The sequence below is a fragment of the Promicromonospora citrea genome (assembly GCF_013004695.1).
GTDB classification, from domain to species: Bacteria; Actinomycetota; Actinomycetes; order Actinomycetales; family Cellulomonadaceae; genus Promicromonospora; species Promicromonospora citrea.
Window position 1 is genome coordinate 1 of record NZ_JABEMG010000094.1, and the last position, 18506, is coordinate 18506.

Below are 18506 nucleotides of genomic sequence, written 5' to 3' on the forward strand. Positions count from 1 at the left end.
AGACCGCTCAGGTAGGCGTACGCGGCGCCGCCGAGGGCGAGCACCCCTGCGACGCCCGCGGCGACGGCCGGCTGGACCCGGGGTGTGCGCGCCCTGCCTCGCGGCGCGCGTCCGTGCGCGGCGCTCCCCGCGCCGGCAGACCCGGCCTCCGCCACGCCCGCGTCCCGCGGGATGCCGAGCACCGTCCCGAGGGTGCCCGTGGCGACGGCACCGGCGACGAGGTGCTGGCCGAGGTCGCGGAGCATCCAGGAGACCTCGCGCACGTCCATGAACGCGCGGGTGCAGTCCGCGCAGGAGTCCATGTGGACCTCGAGGCGACGCTGACGGCGAGGTAGCATGCGGCCCTTGAGGTAGTCGTGCATGCCGGCGCGGGTGGTGCGGCACTCGGGCTCGTTGACGGCCCGGGCGTGGGCGGCGGCGAAGGCTCCGGCGAGGCGTTCCTCGGCGCGGCGCAGCCGCATGGTCACCGCGTGGGGGCGCACTCCCAGGCCGTCCGCGATGTCGGTGACGGCCTTGTCGTGCACGTGCCGGTCGAGGAGGATCTCGCGGTCGTCGTCGCTGAGCCCGGCGAGGGCGGTGCGCAGCATCGCGACGTCGGCCTGCCGCTCGGCGTGCAGCTCCGCCCCGGCGACCGGCGGCGCGAGCGCGGCCAGCGCGTCGTCCTCGACGGTGGTGGCGCGCCCGGCCTCGCGGGTCATGGAGATGGCTTCGTTGACCGCGGCGCGCCGCCAGTAGGGGGCGGGGTCGTCGATGGTGCCACCGGCGGTCACGATGCGGACCATCTTCTCCAGCGCCCGGCTGGTGGCCTCCTCGGCGTCCACCCCGGGTACCCGGGCCATGACGGACCGCACCACGTTGGGGCGATGCACCACCCAGTCGTTCACCGGTCCCGGAGCGCTCACGCCCCTCCTTCCTCCGCATCGCAGGTCCATGAAAAGGCACCTACGGTTAATGTCCTTTTTGTGACCATAAAAGGGCGCCGAAAAGGCAGATCGGTGCCGCTGCACAGCATACGGAAAAGCACGCGGTGCCGACCATCACGCACACAGCGCGCGAGCCGATAACTGACCCTAGGCTGCGCATGGCGGTAATGATCAGGATTCATGGAGCCGGCGGGAAGGAATACGACGCGTGGGTCCAGGGAGCGGGCCCTCCGCCGCGGTGCACCCGGTGTCGACGTCCGGGTGGGCGGCCGAGGGCGACGGGGGGCTGGACCGCGTGGTCCACGGCCGGGAGCGCGAGCAGCGCGCCATCAGCGCGTTCGCGACGGGCGTGGACCCCACGACACTCGTCGTGAGCGGTCTCAGCGGTATCGGCAAGAGCGTGACCGTGCTGGCCGCGCTGCGGCGGTTCGAGGCGGAGGGCTGCGTCGTGCGCGTGGTCCGGTCGGGGTCGGCGCGCCCCTCTGCGCAGGGTCCCGCGGGCTTGCGGCACCTCGACCTGTCCGCGTGGACGGCGCCGGCCGGGCCCGACGGCGAGCACCGGATCGACCCGGACGGCCTGATGTCCGCCGTCGCGGCGTTCGGCCACCTGGGGCCGGGCCCGTGCCTGCTGTTCGTCGACGACGTCGACACGCTGACACCCGCCCGTGCGACCTGGCTGCAGCATCTCGCGGACCTGGCCTACGAGCGCGGCTGGCGGGTGATCGCCGCCGCGCGGCACGTCGAGACGCCGGTGCCGGACGACGTCGACCTGCTCGAGCTCGGGCCGATCGACGAGGTGGCGCTCGGCCGGGTCGTCGGTGCCGCGGCGGGCAGCCTCGTGGCCGCGGACGTCGTGACGCGGCTGCACCGCTGGAGCGCCGGGAACGTCCGTGTCGCCCTCGAGCTCGCCGACGGGCTCAGCGTCGCGCAGCTCCGCGGGAGCGCGGAGTGGTCGGGCCCCGACGTCGTCGGGCCGGTGGCACGGCGGGCGTACCGCGGGCTGCTCGACCGGCTCACGCCCGAGGAGACGGCGCGCCTCGCCGCGTGCGCGCCGCCGCGGTCCGGCGTGCGCCGGGGGACCCGGCAGACCGAGCACCCCCTGCTCGCCCTCCTGTGCCGCGAGCGGGTCGGCTCGCCGGCCGACGTCGAGGCGGCGCACGCGGTCGAGTCGGTGCTCGACGGGCTGCACCTCGACGATCTGCCGGGCCTCCCGGAGAGCGAGCACGACCAGCGTGCGATCGCCCGGGCGGTCGGCGTCGTGCTGCTGACGGGGACGACGTGGGCGGGCGCGGCCGACCCGTGGCGGTACGCGGAACGCGTCGCCGACTGGTCCGACCACCTGTGGTGGACGGACGGCGCGGCCGACGACGCACGAGCGGCGGGCGCCCGCGTGGCGGCGGAGCTGGTGACGCTCGAGCGTGTCGGCAGGCTGCCGGACGCCGCTCGCCTGCGCGCCGACCTCGACGTCCTCGCGGCGACGTCGGGCAGGCACTGGGTCAGCCTCTGCATCCAGGTGCGGGCGCACCTGCTGCTGGGCGACGTCGCGGCGGCGCGGCGCCTGCTGGACGGCTCGCGCGTGGTCGAGGGGCGTACCGTCGCGGAGATCGTGGCGCGGGACGTCGCCCAGGCGCGCGTGGCGCTGGTCGAGGGCCGGGCCGTCGACGTGCGCGCGCACCTGGACCACGCCTCGCGGCTGCGGCCCGCCGTCGAGGACTGGCTGCCGGTGCGCGGGCTGCGCGCCGTCGTCGACGCGCTGCTCGACGGTCGCGTGCCCGACGACGTGCCCGCGTGGGCGGGGTCGGCGTCGACGCGGGCGCTGGGGGAGTACGCGGCGGACCTCGGGCTCGCGCACCTCGCCGTCGGGCAGGCCGAGCAGGCCGCCGAGCTGCTCACGATCGGGCTCGAGCGCTGCTCGTGGTCCTACCGCGGGCGGGTGCACGCCCGCGCCGACCTCGTGGAGGCCGTCGTGGCGGCGGGCGGGACGCGTGACGTGGTGCCCGATCGGGTGCGCCGCCTGCTGGACCCGCCGGCCGTCCCGGCCGAGCGCGGGTCGGTCGACGCGGCGGCCGCGTACGTGCGCACCCGCGCGCTGCTGGCGGGGCGGGCCGCGCTCGCGCACGGCGTCGACGGCTGGCTGCCGACCGTGCCGTCGCCCGTGTCGCTGTGGCAGCGCCTCCGCTCGCTCACCGCGTTCGGGCGTGCGTGTGCCGTGCACGGCGAGCGTCTCGCGGCCGAGCCCGTGCTGCGGGAAGCCGGGACGGTCGCCCGGCTGGCCGGTGTGCCGGGCTGGCGGGCCCGGGTCGACGGCGCCGGTGACGACCTGCCGGAGCCCCTCGCCTGGGACCGGCTCGACGACAGCGAGCGCGAGATCGTCCGCCTGGCCCTGGGCGGTGCGACGAACGCGCAGATCGCGTCGGCCGCGTACCTCTCGGTGCGGTCGGTGGCGAACCGGTTGCGGTCGATCTACGCGCACCTCGGGCTGCGCGACCGGCGCGAGCTCGTCGAGCGTGCGCAGGCCGATCCGCCCCGGTGGCTGGACGACTCGCCCTGACGTCTTTTTCACCCATTCCTTTTTCACCTCTTTTCCCGGAAAGAAACGTCTCTCCCGGGCGGCTGACCCGGTCTGGGTGAAATGCCGGGGTGAATTGTCCGTCGTTGCCTCGGTGCACATTTCCGTGCGTCGCCCTGCACTGGTGCAGACGTACCCGCTCCGCGTGGCAGAAGTCCTGGCGCCTGGGTGTTCTGGCCCGGGGCGCGTCCCGACCTGCGGGGCCGCCCTCCGTCCTTTCCGACGCCGCTGTCACAGGGCAGGAACGTGAGGAGTGATCGAGTGATCCCGACGCATGTACCGCATCCGAGAAGGCGGGAGCGACGCCGCGCGACGATGCGCCGCGGGCTCGCCGCGGCGGCTGTCTCGGCAGTCCTGGTGACGACGGCCGGGTTGCCGGCCGTCGCCGTCGACAACTACCCCGACGAGCCTGCCGAGGCGGCCGCGAGCGTGCTCGCGTCCCAGCTGCTGCAGCAGGAGCTGGTGGGCGCCGCCACCTCGGACGCGGGCTCGGTGAGCAACCCCGGGCCGAACACGGAGAACCTGGACGTCGACCTGCTGGGCTCCCAGCTGCTGCAGCTCGGCGACATCGAGATCCCGGTGGACCAGCTCCTCGACTTCGGGCAGATCGGCGTGCTCGCGAGCACGAGCGAGGCCTCGGGCCCCGCCGACGCGCACGCGGTGTCCGGTGCGGTGGGCGCCGACGGCGGCGTCACGCTGGACGGCGCGGAGGACGACTTCGGCACCGCGAGCATCGACGTGCTGTCGCTGGCCCGCCTGGCCGGTGTCGACGGCCTCACCGACGCGGTGGTGGACGAGCTCACGATCGAGCTCGGGGCGCTCGGCGCCGAGGTGATCGCCGAGGACGGCGTGATCCTCGACCCCGACGGCGGGGTCACCGGCCCCGGGCAGTACCGGCTCGGCGACGGCACGCTGCTCGTGCACTCGCCGCTGGTCGAGGACGCCGCGGCCGGGATCTACGACGTCGGCGGGGCGATCGACGCGCAGATCGAGAGCCTCGTCAACGAGACGTTCGACCTCGCGGCGCTCAGGGCGCTGCTGGCGGCGGTGCCGGGCATCCCGGAGCCGACGCTGCGGGTGGACTCGAACCTGCAGGACACCCTGTTCCAGTCCGTGGTGGGGGAGCCGATCACGTCGGCGAACCAGCTCGTCACCCTGGACCTGTCCACGGGCGAGCTCCAGGTGCACCTCGAGCACCTCGTCGAGGGCAACGACCCGTGGGGCGGCGGTGACGACGTCGGCATGAACGGGCTCGCCCCGAACTACGAGGTGCTCGACGACCAGACGTACCCGCAGATCGCCGAGGGCGTGCACGAGATCATGCAGGAGGCGACGCGCATCCTCATCGGCGCGATCGAGGACTCCCTGAACGCCGTGACGCTGACGATCTCCTTCTACGACGAGTCCCCGCTCCTCGGCACGCTCGACGTGTCCTGGACCGTGCCGCTCGCGGACGCCGTGAACGGCAACTTCCCGCCGGTGGTGAACAACAGCACGGGCGCCCAGGCGGTGCTCGGCGGGACGCTCGCCACAGCCATCAACACGCTCGGCGCCACGGCCGCGCCGCTGTTCGGCGCGGTCTACGACCTGGTGATCAGCGACGAGGGCGACCAGATCTTCGAGCTGCTCATCAACGACCTCAAGACCGGCATCACCTCGACGATCGGCGCGGCGCTGTCACCCGTGTTCGACGTGCTGGTGCAGGTCGTCTCGCTGCAGATCAACCACCAGGAGACCGCGACCTGCACCACGGCCGACGGTGAGGAGCGGCTCAACCAGCTCGAGGTCTCGGCGCTGAGCCTGGGCCTGGTCCAGTCCGCCGACACCGGCCGGGTCGGGCTCGGCAACGCGGGTGTGCGCATCGACGCGTGCGGGCTCGCGGCGATCGAGCCCGCGCTGACCGTGGACCCGGACGAGGTGGCGCCGGGCGAGTGCACCGTGGTCTCCGGCACCGGGTACACGCCGGACAGCACCGTGACGGTCCAGCTCACGGACGCCGACGGCAACCCGGTCGGTGAGCCCGTGACCGCCGAGACCGACGCGGACGGCGCGTTCACCGCGGACCTGTGCGTGCCGGAGGACGCCGAGGCCGGTGACTTCACCGTGGTCGGCACGGACGACTCGACGGGCACCCCGGCCGAGGCGCCGCTCGTGGTGGCCCCGGCGGCGGAGATCGACCCGTCGCTGACCGTCGACCCGGCCGAGGTCGTGCCGGGCGGAACGACGACCGTGACAGGCGAGGGCTACACGCCGGACAGCACCGTGACGGTCCAGCTCACGGACGCCGACGGCAACCCGGTGGGCGACCCGGTGACGGTGGACACCGACGAGACGGGCGCGTTCACGACGCCGCTTGTCGTGCCGGAGGACGCCGAGCCCGGTGACTTCACCGTGGTCGGTACCGACGACGCGACCGGCACCCCGGCGGAGGCCCCGCTGACAGTGGTCACGGCCGCCGAGCAGTGCGAGTCGGACCCGGCGCTGACGGTGACGCCGTCGTCGGTCCCGGCGGGCGAGACCGTGACGGTGGTCGGCACCGGCTTCCCGGCCGGGGTCGACGTGGTCGTGCAGCTCACGGACGCCGACGGCAACCCCGTGGGCGAGCCCGTGACGGTCACGCCGGACGAGGCCTGCGGCTTCACCACGGAGTACACGGTGCCGGAGGGCACCGAGCCGGGTGACTACGAGGTCGTGGCCGAGCCCGAGGACGGCGGTGACGGCGCCTCGACGCCGATCACCGTCGAGGGCCCCGCGGACGGCCCCACGATCGTCGTGGACCCGGCCGAGGCGCGGGCGAGCGAGGACGTCACGGTCACCGGGACCGGCTACACGCCGGACTCGACCGTCGACCTGACGATCGTGAACCCCGACGGCGGCGTGCTGTACACCGCCGGGGACATCCCGACGGGCGCGGAGGGGAGCTTCGAGTACGTCGTGACCCTGCCCTCCGACTCCTACCCGCTCGACTACCTGGTCACCGGGACCGACGCCGAGGGCCTGACCGCAGAGACGAGCCTGGTGGTGCTGCCGCTGGAGCCGACCCTGACGGTGGACCCGTCCGAGGCCTACCCGGGCGACGAGGTCACCGTGACGGGGGCCGGCTACACGCCGAGCTCGACCGTCGACCTGACGATCGTGAACGGTGGCGGCGGCGTGCTGTACACCGCGAGCGGGATCCCGACCGACGAGGAGGGCGGCTTCGTGCAGGTCGTGACGCTGCCCGCCGACTCGGCCCCGATCGCCCACGTGGTCACGGGCACGGACGTCTCGACGGACGTGTCCGCCAGCGACGACCTGCTCGTGCTCGACGCCGCGGCGATCGAGCCGGAGGTCGCGGTGGACCCGTCGGAGGTGGTCCCGGGGGCGTGCACGGTGGTCTCGGGGACCGGGTACACCCCGGACGGCACGGTGACGGTGCAGCTGACCGACGCCGACGGCAACCCCGTGGGTGACCCGGTGCAGGCCGAGACCGACGCGTCGGGCGTATTCGAGGTGGAGCTGTGCGTGCCGGAGGACGCCGAGCCCGGTGACTTCACCGTGGTCGGTACCGACGACGCGACCGGCACCCCGGCGGAGGCTCCGCTGACCGTCATCACGGCCGCGGAGCAGTGCGCGTCGGACCCGGCGCTGACGGTGACGCCGTCGTCGGTCCCGGCGGGTGGCACGGTCACCGTGGCGGGCACCGGCTTCCCGGCCGGGGTCGCGGTCACGGTGCAGCTCACCGACGCCGACGGCAACCCTGTGGGCGACCCGGTGACGGTGACCCCCGACGAGGCGTGCGCGTTCACGACCGAGTACACGGTGCCGGAGGGCACCGAGCCGGGTGACTACGAGGTCGTGGCCGAGCCCGAGGACGGCGGTGACGGCGCCTCGACGCCGATCACCGTCGAGGGCGAGGACCTGACGCCGTCGGTGTCCGTCGACCCGAGCGAGGTGCTGCCGGGCGAGTGCACGGCGGTCTCCGGCACCGGCTACACGCCGGCCGCGACGGTGACGGTGCAGCTCACGGACGCCGACGGAAACCCCGTCGGTGACCCCGTGACGGCCGAGACCGACGCCGACGGCGCGTTCACGGCCGAGCTGTGCGTGCCGGACAGCACGTCGCCGGGCGACCTCGTCGTGGTCGCGACGGACGACATCACCGGGACCCCGGCCGAGGCGCCCCTGACCGTGGCCGCCGCCCCGTCGGGCGACGGCGACGGTGACGACCCCGGCGACGACCCGGGGACGGATCCGGGGACCGATCCCTCGACGGATCCGGGGACGGACGCGGGCGACGGTGACGGGCCGGGAGACGGTTCCGGGACGGGCGGCGGCACCGGCGACGGCACCGGTTCCGGGACGGGCGACGGCACGGGCACCGGCTCCGCCCCGGGCGGTCCCCTCGCCTCGACCGGCGCCGAGCTGGCCACGGTCGTCACCGCGACGCTGCTGCTCCTCGGCGTCGGCGCGGTGCTCGTCCGGCGACGCCGCGAGCTCGGCATGGCCCTGCAGACCGCGTTCGGGCGGATGCCCGGCGAGGACTGACCTGCCGTGCGGCGGGTGACCCCCGCCCGCCGCACCGCAGCACCGCAGGTCAGGGAGCTCACCCGGCCCGGCACGACACGTTCGTGCCGGGCCGGGTGCATGTCCGGGTGAAAGGCGGCCCGGGGGTGGGCCCAGGGGCCCACTCGGTGGTTCCGCAGGCCCATGACCTGCGCAAACAGCTCTCTTCCGTATCCCGGACGGTCGGTTCCTGGACAGCTCGGGTTCACCGGCCGGACCTAGCGTGCCGGTCATGGCCGGACGGGATCGCGAGGCGGGGCAGGCGCTGACGGAGTACGTCGCGGTCATCGGCGTGCTGCTGCTCGTGGTCGGCATCGTGTTCGCCGCCGCGACGCCGGTCGGCGCGTCGGTGAGCGAGCAGTGGCTGTGCGCCGTCGACCCGATCATCAAGGAGCCGGGGCAGGAGTGCGGCGGCGAGGACGCGGGCGGCGGAGGCGGCGGCGGTGGTGGGGGCGGCGGGGGAGACTACCGCCCGCCCACCGGTGACTGCGACGAGGACGTCACGTTCGACCACGTCGACCGCGCCGACAAGCCCGAGGACACGGCCGTCGTGCAGATCGGCTGCCTCTGGTACCCCGTGCCGACGTCGTGCGACGAGAAGCGGCCGGACGGGCTCGAGGACGGCACCTACCGGGCCGAGGACCTGCAGGAGTACGTCGACTGCATCCGGGACGGTCGGGGCGGGCCGAAGGAGGACCCGAACGACGAGTCGTGCGCCAACGCGCTGCCGACCAGCGAGGAGATCGACGAGGACGCGCCGCCGCGCGTGCAGGTCGGTTGCCGCGAGTACCCGGTGCCCAAGGGGTGCGAGAAGGAGTGGCAGGCCTACCTCGACGCCGAGCCCGGCAAGGAGCGCGCCGCCCGCTCCGGGGAGCTGGCCAACTGCATCACGACCCGGTACACGACCATGGCGCCGCCCTGCGTGGTCGAGACGACCGGGCACGTGGAGAGCGAGAACGTGCAGTTCCTGTTCTTCCGGTGGGGCAACAGCAACGGCACCCTCATCGAGAAGCTCGGCGACGGCCGGATCCGCATCCACGTGCTGCGCGGCGTCGAGATGGGGGCGGGCGTGAGCGGGAGCGACGTGGGCGGCTCGCCGATCAGCTTCGACGTCGCCGGCATCACGGGCTACTCCAAGGACAAGACCTACGAGTTCACCGACATGCAGGCCGCGCAGAAGTGGATCGACTGGTACAAGAAGTACGACGAGGTCAACGGCAAGCAGAACAGCTGCTCGGGCGCGCGGATCCAGTGGACCGGCGGGTGTGGCAGGAACCCCTACGCCGAGCAGGCCGAGAACCTGCGCGACGAGGAGCCCGACCACCACGAGCTGGCCGAGGCCGACAGCGACATCAAGAAGGTCAAGCTCAAGGGCGGGCTGAAGTGGGGCCCGAAGACCGGCGACGTCGCGCTCAAGGGCATGGTCGAGGGTGGCTACGAGGGCGAGGTGCAGGTCGAGGACCGGCGCTGGTCCGACGGCAGCAGGCAGGCGACGTACACGTCGTCCGACATCGGCGGGTTCCTCATCGGCGCCGAGCTGTCCGGCAAGCAGCCGTTCACCAAGGAGAGCAACGGCGCGGTCAAGGGCAAGGGGCAGGTCGGTGCCGAGTGGCGCGGCACCACCAGCACGTCGGTGCTCTGGAACAAGGACGGCGAGCTGTCCCGCCTCATCATCGCCATGGACGACCAGGTGCTCCGCACGCTCTACAAGGCGGGCGTCGACGTCGACGTCGTGCTGCCGTACGGGTTCAAGGTGACCGGCGGGTACAGCTCGACGGGCGAGTCGGGCACGCTGTCCAAGCGCGAGCTCATCCTCGACTTCAACCAGTACCCCGAGCTGCGCGAGACGCTCGGCCCGACGATCGACGAGCTCTTCCCGCGCGACAAGGAGGGCAACCTCAAGAAGGGCGACGTCGAGATCGACGGCGCGGACCAGGACGGCGGCACGCTGTACGACGCGGCGGAGCAGTACGCGAACGTCCGCGAGCTGACCTACGACGTCGACAAGGTCACCGGCAGCGGCGGCGCCGGCCTCAAGTGGCAGGGTCTGGACCTGTTCAAGGTCGAGTGGACGACCGTCGACGAGAACCGGACCCTGTCGGAGTCGACCTTCGAGGTCACCGACGTCAACGGGGACAGGCAGACCATGTCACCGGCCCCCCAGTGCCGCGCCAAGGACTTCGAGGCACCCCCGGAGTACTACAGCGACGACTTCTCCGACCCGCCCACCAGCAAGCTCGACTCCCGCCACGACGTGGGCACCCAGTACGTCGACAACAAGACCCCGAAGTTCACCGAGGGCACCTACCCCGGCACCGACTACGACGGCGACGTCCCCGGCGACCGGGCCGACCGCGTCAAGTCCCTGCTGGACGAGTACGGCAAGGCCTTCCCCGACAAGAACATCCTGGTCGTGAAGGACTTCGAGAACTTCAACTTCAGCCACCTGTTCGGGTTCGTGCACCTGGCCACCGTCGACGGCATGGACGTCATCGCCCTGACCTCCGGCACCGTCAAGAACAAGGGCGACGGCGGCTGGATCAACTGGGGCTTCAGCGGCAGCTACGACTACGACCCCGACACCAAGATCGTGAAGTTCAGGCAGAAGTGAGCGCGAGCCTGCTGCCCTCCCGCAGCCCCCAGCGCTCGAAGCTCCCGGCCGGCGCCTCGAGCACCTGGGTGACGCCGCGGCGGGGGCGGGTGACCGCCCACGGGCGCAGCACCTGCGTGCCCAGCACCGCCAGGTCGGCCGAGAGCAGCGCGACGTCGAGCGGCACGCGCATGCCGGCGCCGTGCACGGAGGAGCACGGCCGCAGGAGCAGGGCCTCCGGCAGCGCCCGGCGGAACAGCAGGCCGCGGGCGCGGGTCAGGACGGTGTCGGCGACCTCGACGTCGGCCACGGGCCGGTCGTCCACGGCGAGCTGCAACTGTCTCATGCCCTGGATCGTAGCGCGCTCATTTGAGCGGTCATGTACGTAGAATCGCTCAAAAGTGATCTTCACCCGCTGATCGTGTATACGTACATGGGTCAAATCTGTACTGTCCGTGATGCGTGCGTGGTCGTACGCAGGAGGTTTGTGACCGTCGTGAGGGGGCGAGGTGCAGGTCATCGCGATCGGTGGTCCGGTGGGGGTGCACCCCGGCGTGCACCGCGTGGAGCGAGGGCTGGGTGACGTGGTCGACGCCGTGGTGGGGCTGCCCGCCGACGACGTGGTGCTGGCCACGCGGGACGAGCCCGGGCGGCGGGTGGCCCGGGCGGCCCGCCTCGTGCTCGGCCCCGAACGGATCGGCGTGCTGCACGCCGACGTGCCGGTCACGGCGTGGGCGGTCGCGCTGGCGGGCCTCGCCTCGCCGGGCCTCACGGCGTCGTCCGCCCGGGCGGTCGCGGACGAGGTGCTGGCCCGCACGGTGACGCGGGCGCTCGTCTCGAGCGTCGCCTCGCTGCACAGCCCCGCCCCTACCGTCCGCCAGCACGCGGGCAGCTACCTGCCGCGCACGGCGTTCGTCGTCGAGCCGGGCCGGGACGGCGCGGACGGCGTGGTGCGCCGGTACCGCGGCGAGCTCGGCGTGCCCGACGGCGGCGACCTGCTCGTCGTGGCCCGCTCCGGCCGGCCCGTCCTGCGCGACGGCGAGCCGGACCCGCTGCCCCGCACGCCCGACACCGAGCTCGCCGAGGTGGACGCCGCGTGGCCGGCGTCGCGGTGGCTCGAGGCGTCCGCCGTCACGGGCACCCTCGGGGCGGCCGTCGCCGCCGCGCTCGCGCAGTCCTACCGCTGGGGCGCGTGCGACGCGTGCGGGCGGGCCGTGGCCGGCGCGTGCATCTTCTGCGACATCGCCGAGCGCCGGACCGACACCGTCCAGCAGCCCCAGAAGCAGACCCAGACCCAGACCCAGACCCAGCAGGGAGCGATCCGTTGAACCCGCGTCAGCGCAGAGGAGTCTTCTTCCTCGTCGTCACGTCGATCCTCGCGGTCGCCGTCTTCGTCGGCGTCCTGTCCTACGTGCGCAGCGTGAGCTCGCAGGTGGGGCCCATGGTGACCGTGCTCCGGCTGAACCAGTCGGTCGACGCGCTCGAGCCCGTCGACGAGTCGATGCTCGAGCAGGTCCGTGTCCCGGAGCGCTGGGTCCCCGAGACCGCGGTGCGCGACACGGAGGACGCCGCGGGGCTGGTCGCCGCGACCGGCTACGAGGAGGGCTCGCTGCTGCAGAGCGGCATGCTCGTCGAGCGGCCCGGCCTGCAGCCGGGGTTCCGCGAGGTCGCGATCGTGGTCGACGCCGAGACCGGCGTCGCGGGCAAGGTGCAGCCGGGTGACCACGTGGACATCATCGCGACGATGGGCGGCCGCAACGGCGTCAAGCCCGTGTCGCGGGTGTGGGTGTCCAACGTGCTGGTGCTCGAGGTCGGGCTGCCGCACACCGTCGAGGACCCGGACACCCTCGCGACGCGCAGCGGCCTGCCGGTGACGTTCGCGCTGAGCACCGAGGACGCGCTCACGCTCGCGTACGTCGAGTCGTTCTCCGAGAAGATGCGGCTCGCGCTGCGCGGCGCGGGCGACGAGGACATGCTGCCGGAGCAGCAGCGCGTCTACGACGGTGCGATCCCGAAGGCCGAGGGCTGACGACCATGGTGACCAAGGTGCTGCTGGCGACCCCGTCGCACGAGGTGCGTGACCACCTCGGCCACATCTTCGCCGAGTCCGACGGGTTCGAGCTCGCCGCCGCCGTGTCCGACGGCGCGGGCGTGCTCACCGCGCTGGACCGGCAGCCGGACATCGAGATCGTCGTGGTCGACGAGGCCGCCGACGACGGGCGCGGCCACGCCGTGGCCCGGAGCGTGGGGCTCGCCGCGCCGCTGACCGGCATCGTCATGGTCGTCGACTCGCACGGGCCGGCCGAGCTCAGCCAGGCCATGGCGGCCGCGATGGAGGTCGGGGCGCGGTCGGTCATCTCCCGCACCGCCGGCCTCGAGGAGGTGCTCACGCGGCTCGAGGCCGTGGCGTCGTGGTCGCAGGTGGCCCGCGCCTCGATCGCAGCGGAGCGCAACGGCGGCCGCAGCGGCCAGGTGGTGGCGATCGCCGGAGCGAAGGGCGGCGTCGGCACGTCGGTGCTGTCGCTGCTGCTGGCCCGGGCGGGGCGCCCGACCGACACCGTGCTCGTGGACCTCGACCTCGGCGCGGGCGACCTCGCCGCCTACACCGGGGTGCGGACCCGGCGCTCGATCGTCGACCTGGCATCCGTCGAGGGCGAGGTCACCGGCCGCATGCTCCGGGAGACCACCTACGAGGTGCCCGGGGGCCTGCGGCTCCTGCCCGCACCGGCCGAGGGGGAGCGGGCCGAGGCCATGACGCCGGCGGCGACCCGCTCGATCGTCAGCGCGCTGCGGTTCGAGTCCGGCCTCGCCGTGGTCGACGTCGGCGCCCACCTCGACGAGCCGCGCGCCACCGCGCTGGAGTTCGCCGACCGGGTGCTGCTCGTCACGACGCCCGACCTCCCGGCGCTGCGGGCCGCGCGCCGCAGCCTCGCGCAGTGGGAGCGGCTCGCGATCCGCCGTCCCGCGACGGTCGAGCTCGTGCTCAACCGCCGCACGCCGCGCGACGAGGTCACCGCGGCGCTCGTGGAGCGCATCGTCGAGCGCCCGGTCGCGTTCACCGTGCCCGACGGCGGGACGGCCTTCGCCGGGGCGGTCAACACCGCGACGCTGCTCGAGGCGGCCACCCCGGTGCACACCGCCGTGGCGAAGGTGGGCGTCGCCGCGCTGCGGGACGACCCCGCAGGCGGCGGAGCGGCGGCCGACGGGCCGACCGAGGTCGAGGCCCTGGTCACGGGCACGGGGCGGCGCCAGGGCCGCGCGGGTGCGGGCCGTCGGGGCCGAGCCCGGCCCGGCGCCGACCGGGAGGCGGGCCAGGCCACGGTCGAGCTGCCGGTCGTCGTGCTCGTCGCGCTCATGACGATCCTGCTCTGCGTGCAGGCGGTGGGCTGGGCGTCCGGGCTGCTCGCGGCCCGCGCGGCCGCGCAGGAGGGCGCCCGCACGGTCGGCGTCCTTGGCTACTACGACGCGTACGGGCAGCCGCGCGACGACGTCGTCGACCAGGTGCGCGACGACGTGCGCGAGCGCCTGCCCGGCGCCTTCCGGGCGGCCGTCGGCGACTCCGACATCGACGTGTCGTCCGACGCCGTGAGCGTGCGGGTCACCGTCTCGACGATCCTGCCGGGCGTCGACCTGTCCGCGTCGTCGTCCGCCGCCGTGTTCCGGGAGGGCTGAGGCGTGCGGGGAGCAAGGGACAGGTCGCGCCGCGAGCGAGGGCAGGCCGCCGTCGAGCTCGTGGGCCTGGTGTTCGCGATGGTGCTCGTGGGGCTGCTGGCGGTCCAGGGGATCACCGTGGCGCAGACGGCGTCGGTCGCGCAGGAGGCGGCGCGCAACGGCGCCCGCGCCGTGAGCCTCGGCCACGACGGCGCGGCGGCGGTCGAGCACACCGTGCCCGACGGGCTCGACGTGAAGGACGTGGACGTGAGCGTCGGCGACGACGGCGCGGCGCGCGTGCGGGTGACCCTCAGCGCCCCGCTCGGCGTCGCGGGCCTGACGGTGGTGGACGTGGACCTGACCCGGACGGCCTCGTTCGCGGTGCCGGGGAGGGCGCCCGTGGCCGACGTGACCGAGCAGGAGGGGGACTGACGTGGGGCTGCGCGACCGGCTCGCCGCCGACGAGCGGCGCGACGAGGACAACGACCTCGCCAAGGTCTACCGCGAGCGGCTGCTCGAGGAGATCGACGTCGACGAGCTCGCCCGGCTCTCGCCGGCGCAGCGCCGCGTGCGCCTGGAGCGCGTGCTGTCCCGCCTGCTCTCGGTGGACGGCCCGGTGCTGTCCGCACGCGAGCGCAGCGCCCTGGTGCAGCGCATCACCGACGACGCGCTCGGGCTCGGTGTGCTCGAGCCGCTGCTGGCCGACGAGTCGATCACCGAGATCATGGTCAACGGCCCCGACGACGTCTTCGTCGAGCGCTACGGCCGGGTCGAGCGGGTGCCCGCGCGGTTCGCATCGACCGAGCAGCTCTACCAGACCATCGACCGCATCGTGTCGCAGGTGAACCGCCGCGTGGACGAGTCCTCGCCCATGGTGGACGCCCGCCTGCCCACGGGCGAGCGCGTCAACGTGATCATCCCGCCGCTCGCGCTGGACGGACCCACGCTGACGATCCGGCGGTTCCCGACGCCGTTCCGCATGGGCGAGCTGGTCGAGCGCGGCAGCCTCGACGTCGCGACGGCGAGCCTCCTGGGCGCCTGCGTGCGCGCCCGGCTGAACATCGTGGTCTCGGGCGGTACGGGCTCCGGCAAGACGACGTTCCTCAACGCGCTCTCCGGGCTCATCCCCGACCACGAACGCATCGTGACCATCGAGGACGCCGCGGAGCTCTCGCTCCAGCAGGGGCACGTGGTGCGGCTCGAGTCCCGGCCGGCGAACGTCGAGGGCCGCGGCGCCGTCGCGATCCGCGACCTGGTGCGCAACGCGCTGCGCATGCGGCCCGACCGCATCATCGTCGGCGAGGTGCGCGGCGGGGAGACCCTGGACATGCTGCAGGCGATGAATACCGGCCACGACGGGTCGGTCGCCACCGTGCACGCCAACACCGCCCGGGACGCCCTCGGCCGGCTCGAGACGCTCGCCTCGATGAGCGAGCTCGACCTGCCCGCGGCGACGCTGCGGGACCAGATCAACTCGGCCATCGACGTGGTGGTGCACCTCGAGCGCGCGCAGGACGGCTCGCGGCGCGTGGTCGAGGTGCAGGCCGTGACGTCGCAGCGGCGCGAGGAGTACGCGCTCACGCCGCTCCTGCGGTTCGTCGCCGACCCGGTCGGCCCCGACCGCACCGTCACGGGCCGGTTCGTCGCCGAGCCCGTGCCCGCGCACCTGGTGGAGCGGCTGCGCCGGGCGGGCGAGACCGTGGTCACCGCCGCGCCGGAGCACGACGCCGTGGGTGCGGGGGCAGGGGGTGCGGCATGACGCTCCTGCTCGTCGTGGTCGGCCTCGTGGCGACCCTGGTCATGGCCGCCGCCACGGTGGCCACCTTCGTCAACGACGCCGAGACGCAGCGGCGCATGGTCGAGACCGCGGCGCCCGACGACCTCGGCCGCGTCTCGCTGTTCGCCCGGCTCGACGAGCGGCTCGCGCGCCGGCGCCGTGGCCAGCGCCTCGTCGCGCTGCTGGCCGGTGCGGGCCTGCCCACGTGGTCGCCGTCGGCGTTCCTCACGGCCGCCTGCGCGGCCGCCGTGCTCGCGGGCCTCGCGGTGCAGCCGGTGTTCGGCTGGGCGACGGCGGCGATCGCCGTGCTGCTGGTCGTCGTCGGGACGCAACGCTGGCTCGACCGGCGGCGCAAGCAGCGTGTGGACCGGTTCGTCGCCCAGCTGCCCGAGCTGGCCCGTCTGCTGGCGAACGGCGCGTCGGCGGGCCTCGCGGTGCGACGGTCGCTGGAGATGGCCGCGGAGGAGATGGCGGAGCCCGCCGCCTCCGAGGTCGCCCAGGTCGGCGCCGAGATGGCCGTGGGCAGGTCGCTGCGCGACGCGCTCGCGTCCCTGAGCGAGCGGCTGCCGTCCCGGGAGCTGTCGGTGCTGGTGCAGACCCTCACCATCCAGGGCCGGTCCGGCGGTGAGCTCGTCACGGCGCTGGCGGGCATCGGGCAGACGCTCGAGGAGCGGCGGCGGCTGCGCCGCGAGGTCGCGACGTCGACCCTGGGGGCCCAGTTCTCGGGGTACACGGTGATCTTCCTGGCGTTCGGCGCGGTGGCGCTCATGAACGCGTTCAGCCCCGGCGTGGTCGACGTCATGATCACCAACCTGGCCGGCCAGGCGGTGCTGCTCGTGGCCACGGGCCTGTTCGTCGTCGGCTACCTCGTGGTCCGGCGCCTGTCCCGGGTGGAGGTGTGACGTGGAGGGGCTGATCGCCGCGGCTGCGGCCGCGCTGCTCACCGTGCTGGGGATGGTCGCGCTGCGCCTGCTCACCAGCACCGGCCTCGAGGAGGTCGAGGCCGAGTACGCCCCGGAGGCCGAGGCCCGGCCGCGCGGGTTCGTCGCCCTGCTGGACCGCGTGGGCGCCCCGCTGCTGCCCGCCGCCGTGCGCCTGCACGGGCGGGGCCGCCTCCAGCGGCTCGACACCGCGATCCGGCGTGCGGGCCGCCCGGAGGGCGTGACGCTGACGATGTTCGTGCGCCGCGAGGCGGGCCTGGTGCTGCTCGGGGTGCTGTTCGGCACCGCGCTGTCGGTGCAGGGGCTGTGGGTCGTCGGTGTGCCGCTCGCGCTCCTGCTCGGCGCGTGGATGCGCGTCTGGCTGTACACGGAGTCGGCACGCCGGCGCCGGCAGATCGACACCGAGCTGCCCGACTTCCTCGACGTGCTCGCCGTGACCGTGACGGCGGGGCTGGGCTTCCGGCAGGCGCTCGAGCGGGTGTGCGAGTTCCACGGCGGTGCGCTCGCGGCCGAGATGCGCACGGCGCTGGAGGAGATGAACGTGGGCGCCTCGCGGCGGCAGACGTTCGTCGCGCTGCGCGAGCGCAGCAGGTCGCCCGCCGTCGGCACGTTCGTCACCGCGCTGCTGCAGGCCGAGGAGCTCGGCGTGCCGCTGGCCGACGCCCTCACCGGCATCGCGGCGGACGTGCGGCGGGAGCACGCCGAGACCGTGCGCCAGCGGGCCGCCCGCGCCGCGCCGATGGTGTCGCTCGCCGTCACCATGACGATCCTGCCGGGCGCGCTGCTGCTCATCGTGTCCGCCGTGCTCGTGGCCAACGCAGGGGTGCTCGGTGGACTTTTCTGAGCGGCTCGGCCCGCCGCACGCCATGGACGCGCTGACCCAGCGGGCCATCGGGCCCGCCGTGCGCCTGCTGTGCCAGGTGCGGCTCGCCGTGCTCGCCTTCGCGCTCGTGCTGGCGCTGCTCGACGGCGCGGGCTGGCTCGGCGTGTTCCTCGTGGTGCTCGCGGCGCCGTTCTCGTTCGTGCCCGCCCTCAACTGGGACACCCGGGGCCGGGTCTACGCCCGCAACGGCATCCTGCTGGCCGGGGACACGGCGGTCGCCGTCGTGGCGCTGCTGCCGCTGGCCGGGTCCCCGCTCATGGCCGTCTACGCCGCGGCGACCGCGGCGCTGTGGGGCCTGTTCGCGGGCCTGCGGCTCGGGCTCGTCATGGCGACGCCCCTGTGCCTGTACCAGCTCACCGGGTACGAGGGCGGGTGGCGCGGGATCGTGACCGGCGCGGCGGGCGCCGCGCTGACCGTGATCATGACGTGGACCGGCACCCAGCTCGGGCGGCGGCTGCGGCGGCAGGCCGTGCAGTCGGCCGAGCTGGCCGCCGCGCGGGCCGACCAGGCCGCGCTCGCCGAGCGGCTGAGCCTGGCCAGGGACCTGCACGACACCGTGGCGGGCGACCTCGCCGGCCTCTCGCTGGCCGTGCGCGGCCTGGCCGACCGGCTGGACCGCGAGGGGGC

General features: G+C 74.1%; 13 protein-coding genes. 11 read left to right on the top strand and 2 right to left on the bottom strand.

Going from position 1 to position 18506, the window contains the following annotated elements:
- A partial coding sequence (locus HLB15_RS16590; protein WP_171106869.1) for a sigma-70 family RNA polymerase sigma factor occupies window positions 1-902 on the bottom strand: 902 nt, incomplete at its 3' end.
- A 229-nt stretch (window positions 903-1131) separates the two neighbouring features.
- Here HLB15_RS16590 and HLB15_RS16595 point away from each other — a divergent pair.
- The 3 genes from HLB15_RS16595 to HLB15_RS16605 all read left to right on the top strand — a co-directional run bounded on the left by HLB15_RS16595 (window position 1132) and on the right by HLB15_RS16605 (window position 10648).
- A complete protein-coding gene (locus HLB15_RS16595; protein ID WP_171106870.1) occupies window positions 1132-3474 on the top strand; it encodes a helix-turn-helix transcriptional regulator in 2343 nt (780 codons plus the stop codon).
- 375 nt (window positions 3475-3849) lie between these two features.
- Window positions 3850-8019 carry a choice-of-anchor G family protein gene (locus tag HLB15_RS16600; RefSeq protein WP_189087058.1) on the top strand — a complete coding sequence of 1390 codons (4170 nt, stop codon included), beginning with the start codon at window positions 3850-3852 and terminating at the stop codon, window positions 8017-8019.
- Window positions 8020-8269: 250 nt separating this feature from the next.
- Window positions 8270-10648 carry a hypothetical protein gene (locus HLB15_RS16605; protein ID WP_171106872.1) on the top strand — a complete coding sequence of 793 codons (2379 nt, stop codon included), beginning with the start codon at window positions 8270-8272 and terminating at the stop codon, window positions 10646-10648.
- Here the strand turns inward: HLB15_RS16605 and HLB15_RS16610 are convergent.
- Window positions 10635-10973 (bottom strand): DUF192 domain-containing protein, encoded by a 339-nt coding sequence (locus HLB15_RS16610; RefSeq protein WP_171106873.1) that lies wholly within the window; start codon window positions 10971-10973, stop codon window positions 10635-10637. The genes HLB15_RS16605 and HLB15_RS16610 overlap by 14 nt on opposite strands.
- Window positions 10974-11136: 163 nt before the next feature.
- On the opposite strand from HLB15_RS16610, the gene HLB15_RS16615 reads away from it, so the two are divergent.
- The 8 genes from HLB15_RS16615 to HLB15_RS16650 form a co-directional block, all read left to right on the top strand.
- Complete coding sequence (locus HLB15_RS16615; RefSeq protein WP_171106874.1) at window positions 11137-11955, top strand: hypothetical protein; 819 nt, start codon at window positions 11137-11139, stop codon at window positions 11953-11955.
- Window positions 11952-12656, top strand: a complete 705-nt coding sequence (gene cpaB / locus HLB15_RS16620) for a Flp pilus assembly protein CpaB (protein ID WP_171106875.1) — start codon at window positions 11952-11954, stop codon at window positions 12654-12656. Before HLB15_RS16615 ends, cpaB begins: the two co-directional genes overlap by 4 nt.
- Window positions 12657-12661: 5 nt before the next feature.
- Window positions 12662-14299: a hypothetical protein gene (locus tag HLB15_RS16625; protein WP_171106876.1), complete on the top strand. Its 1638-nt coding sequence runs from the start codon at window positions 12662-12664 to the stop codon at window positions 14297-14299.
- Between the two features lie 3 nt (window positions 14300-14302).
- Window positions 14303-14710, top strand: a complete 408-nt coding sequence (locus tag HLB15_RS16630) for a TadE/TadG family type IV pilus assembly protein (protein ID WP_171106877.1) — start codon at window positions 14303-14305, stop codon at window positions 14708-14710.
- Window position 14711: 1 nt separating this feature from the next.
- A complete protein-coding gene (locus tag HLB15_RS16635; protein ID WP_171106878.1) occupies window positions 14712-16037 on the top strand; it encodes a TadA family conjugal transfer-associated ATPase in 1326 nt (441 codons plus the stop codon).
- Entirely contained in the window at window positions 16034-16957 is a 924-nt protein-coding gene (locus HLB15_RS16640) for a type II secretion system F family protein (RefSeq protein WP_171106879.1), read from the top strand. The genes HLB15_RS16635 and HLB15_RS16640 overlap by 4 nt, the downstream gene beginning before the upstream one ends.
- Before the next feature lies 1 nt (window position 16958).
- Window positions 16959-17840 (top strand): type II secretion system F family protein, encoded by an 882-nt coding sequence (locus tag HLB15_RS16645; RefSeq protein WP_171106880.1) that lies wholly within the window; start codon window positions 16959-16961, stop codon window positions 17838-17840.
- The coding region (locus HLB15_RS16650) for a histidine kinase (protein WP_171106881.1) at window positions 17827-18506 on the top strand (680 nt) is incomplete at its 3' end. The genes HLB15_RS16645 and HLB15_RS16650, both read left to right, overlap by 14 nt.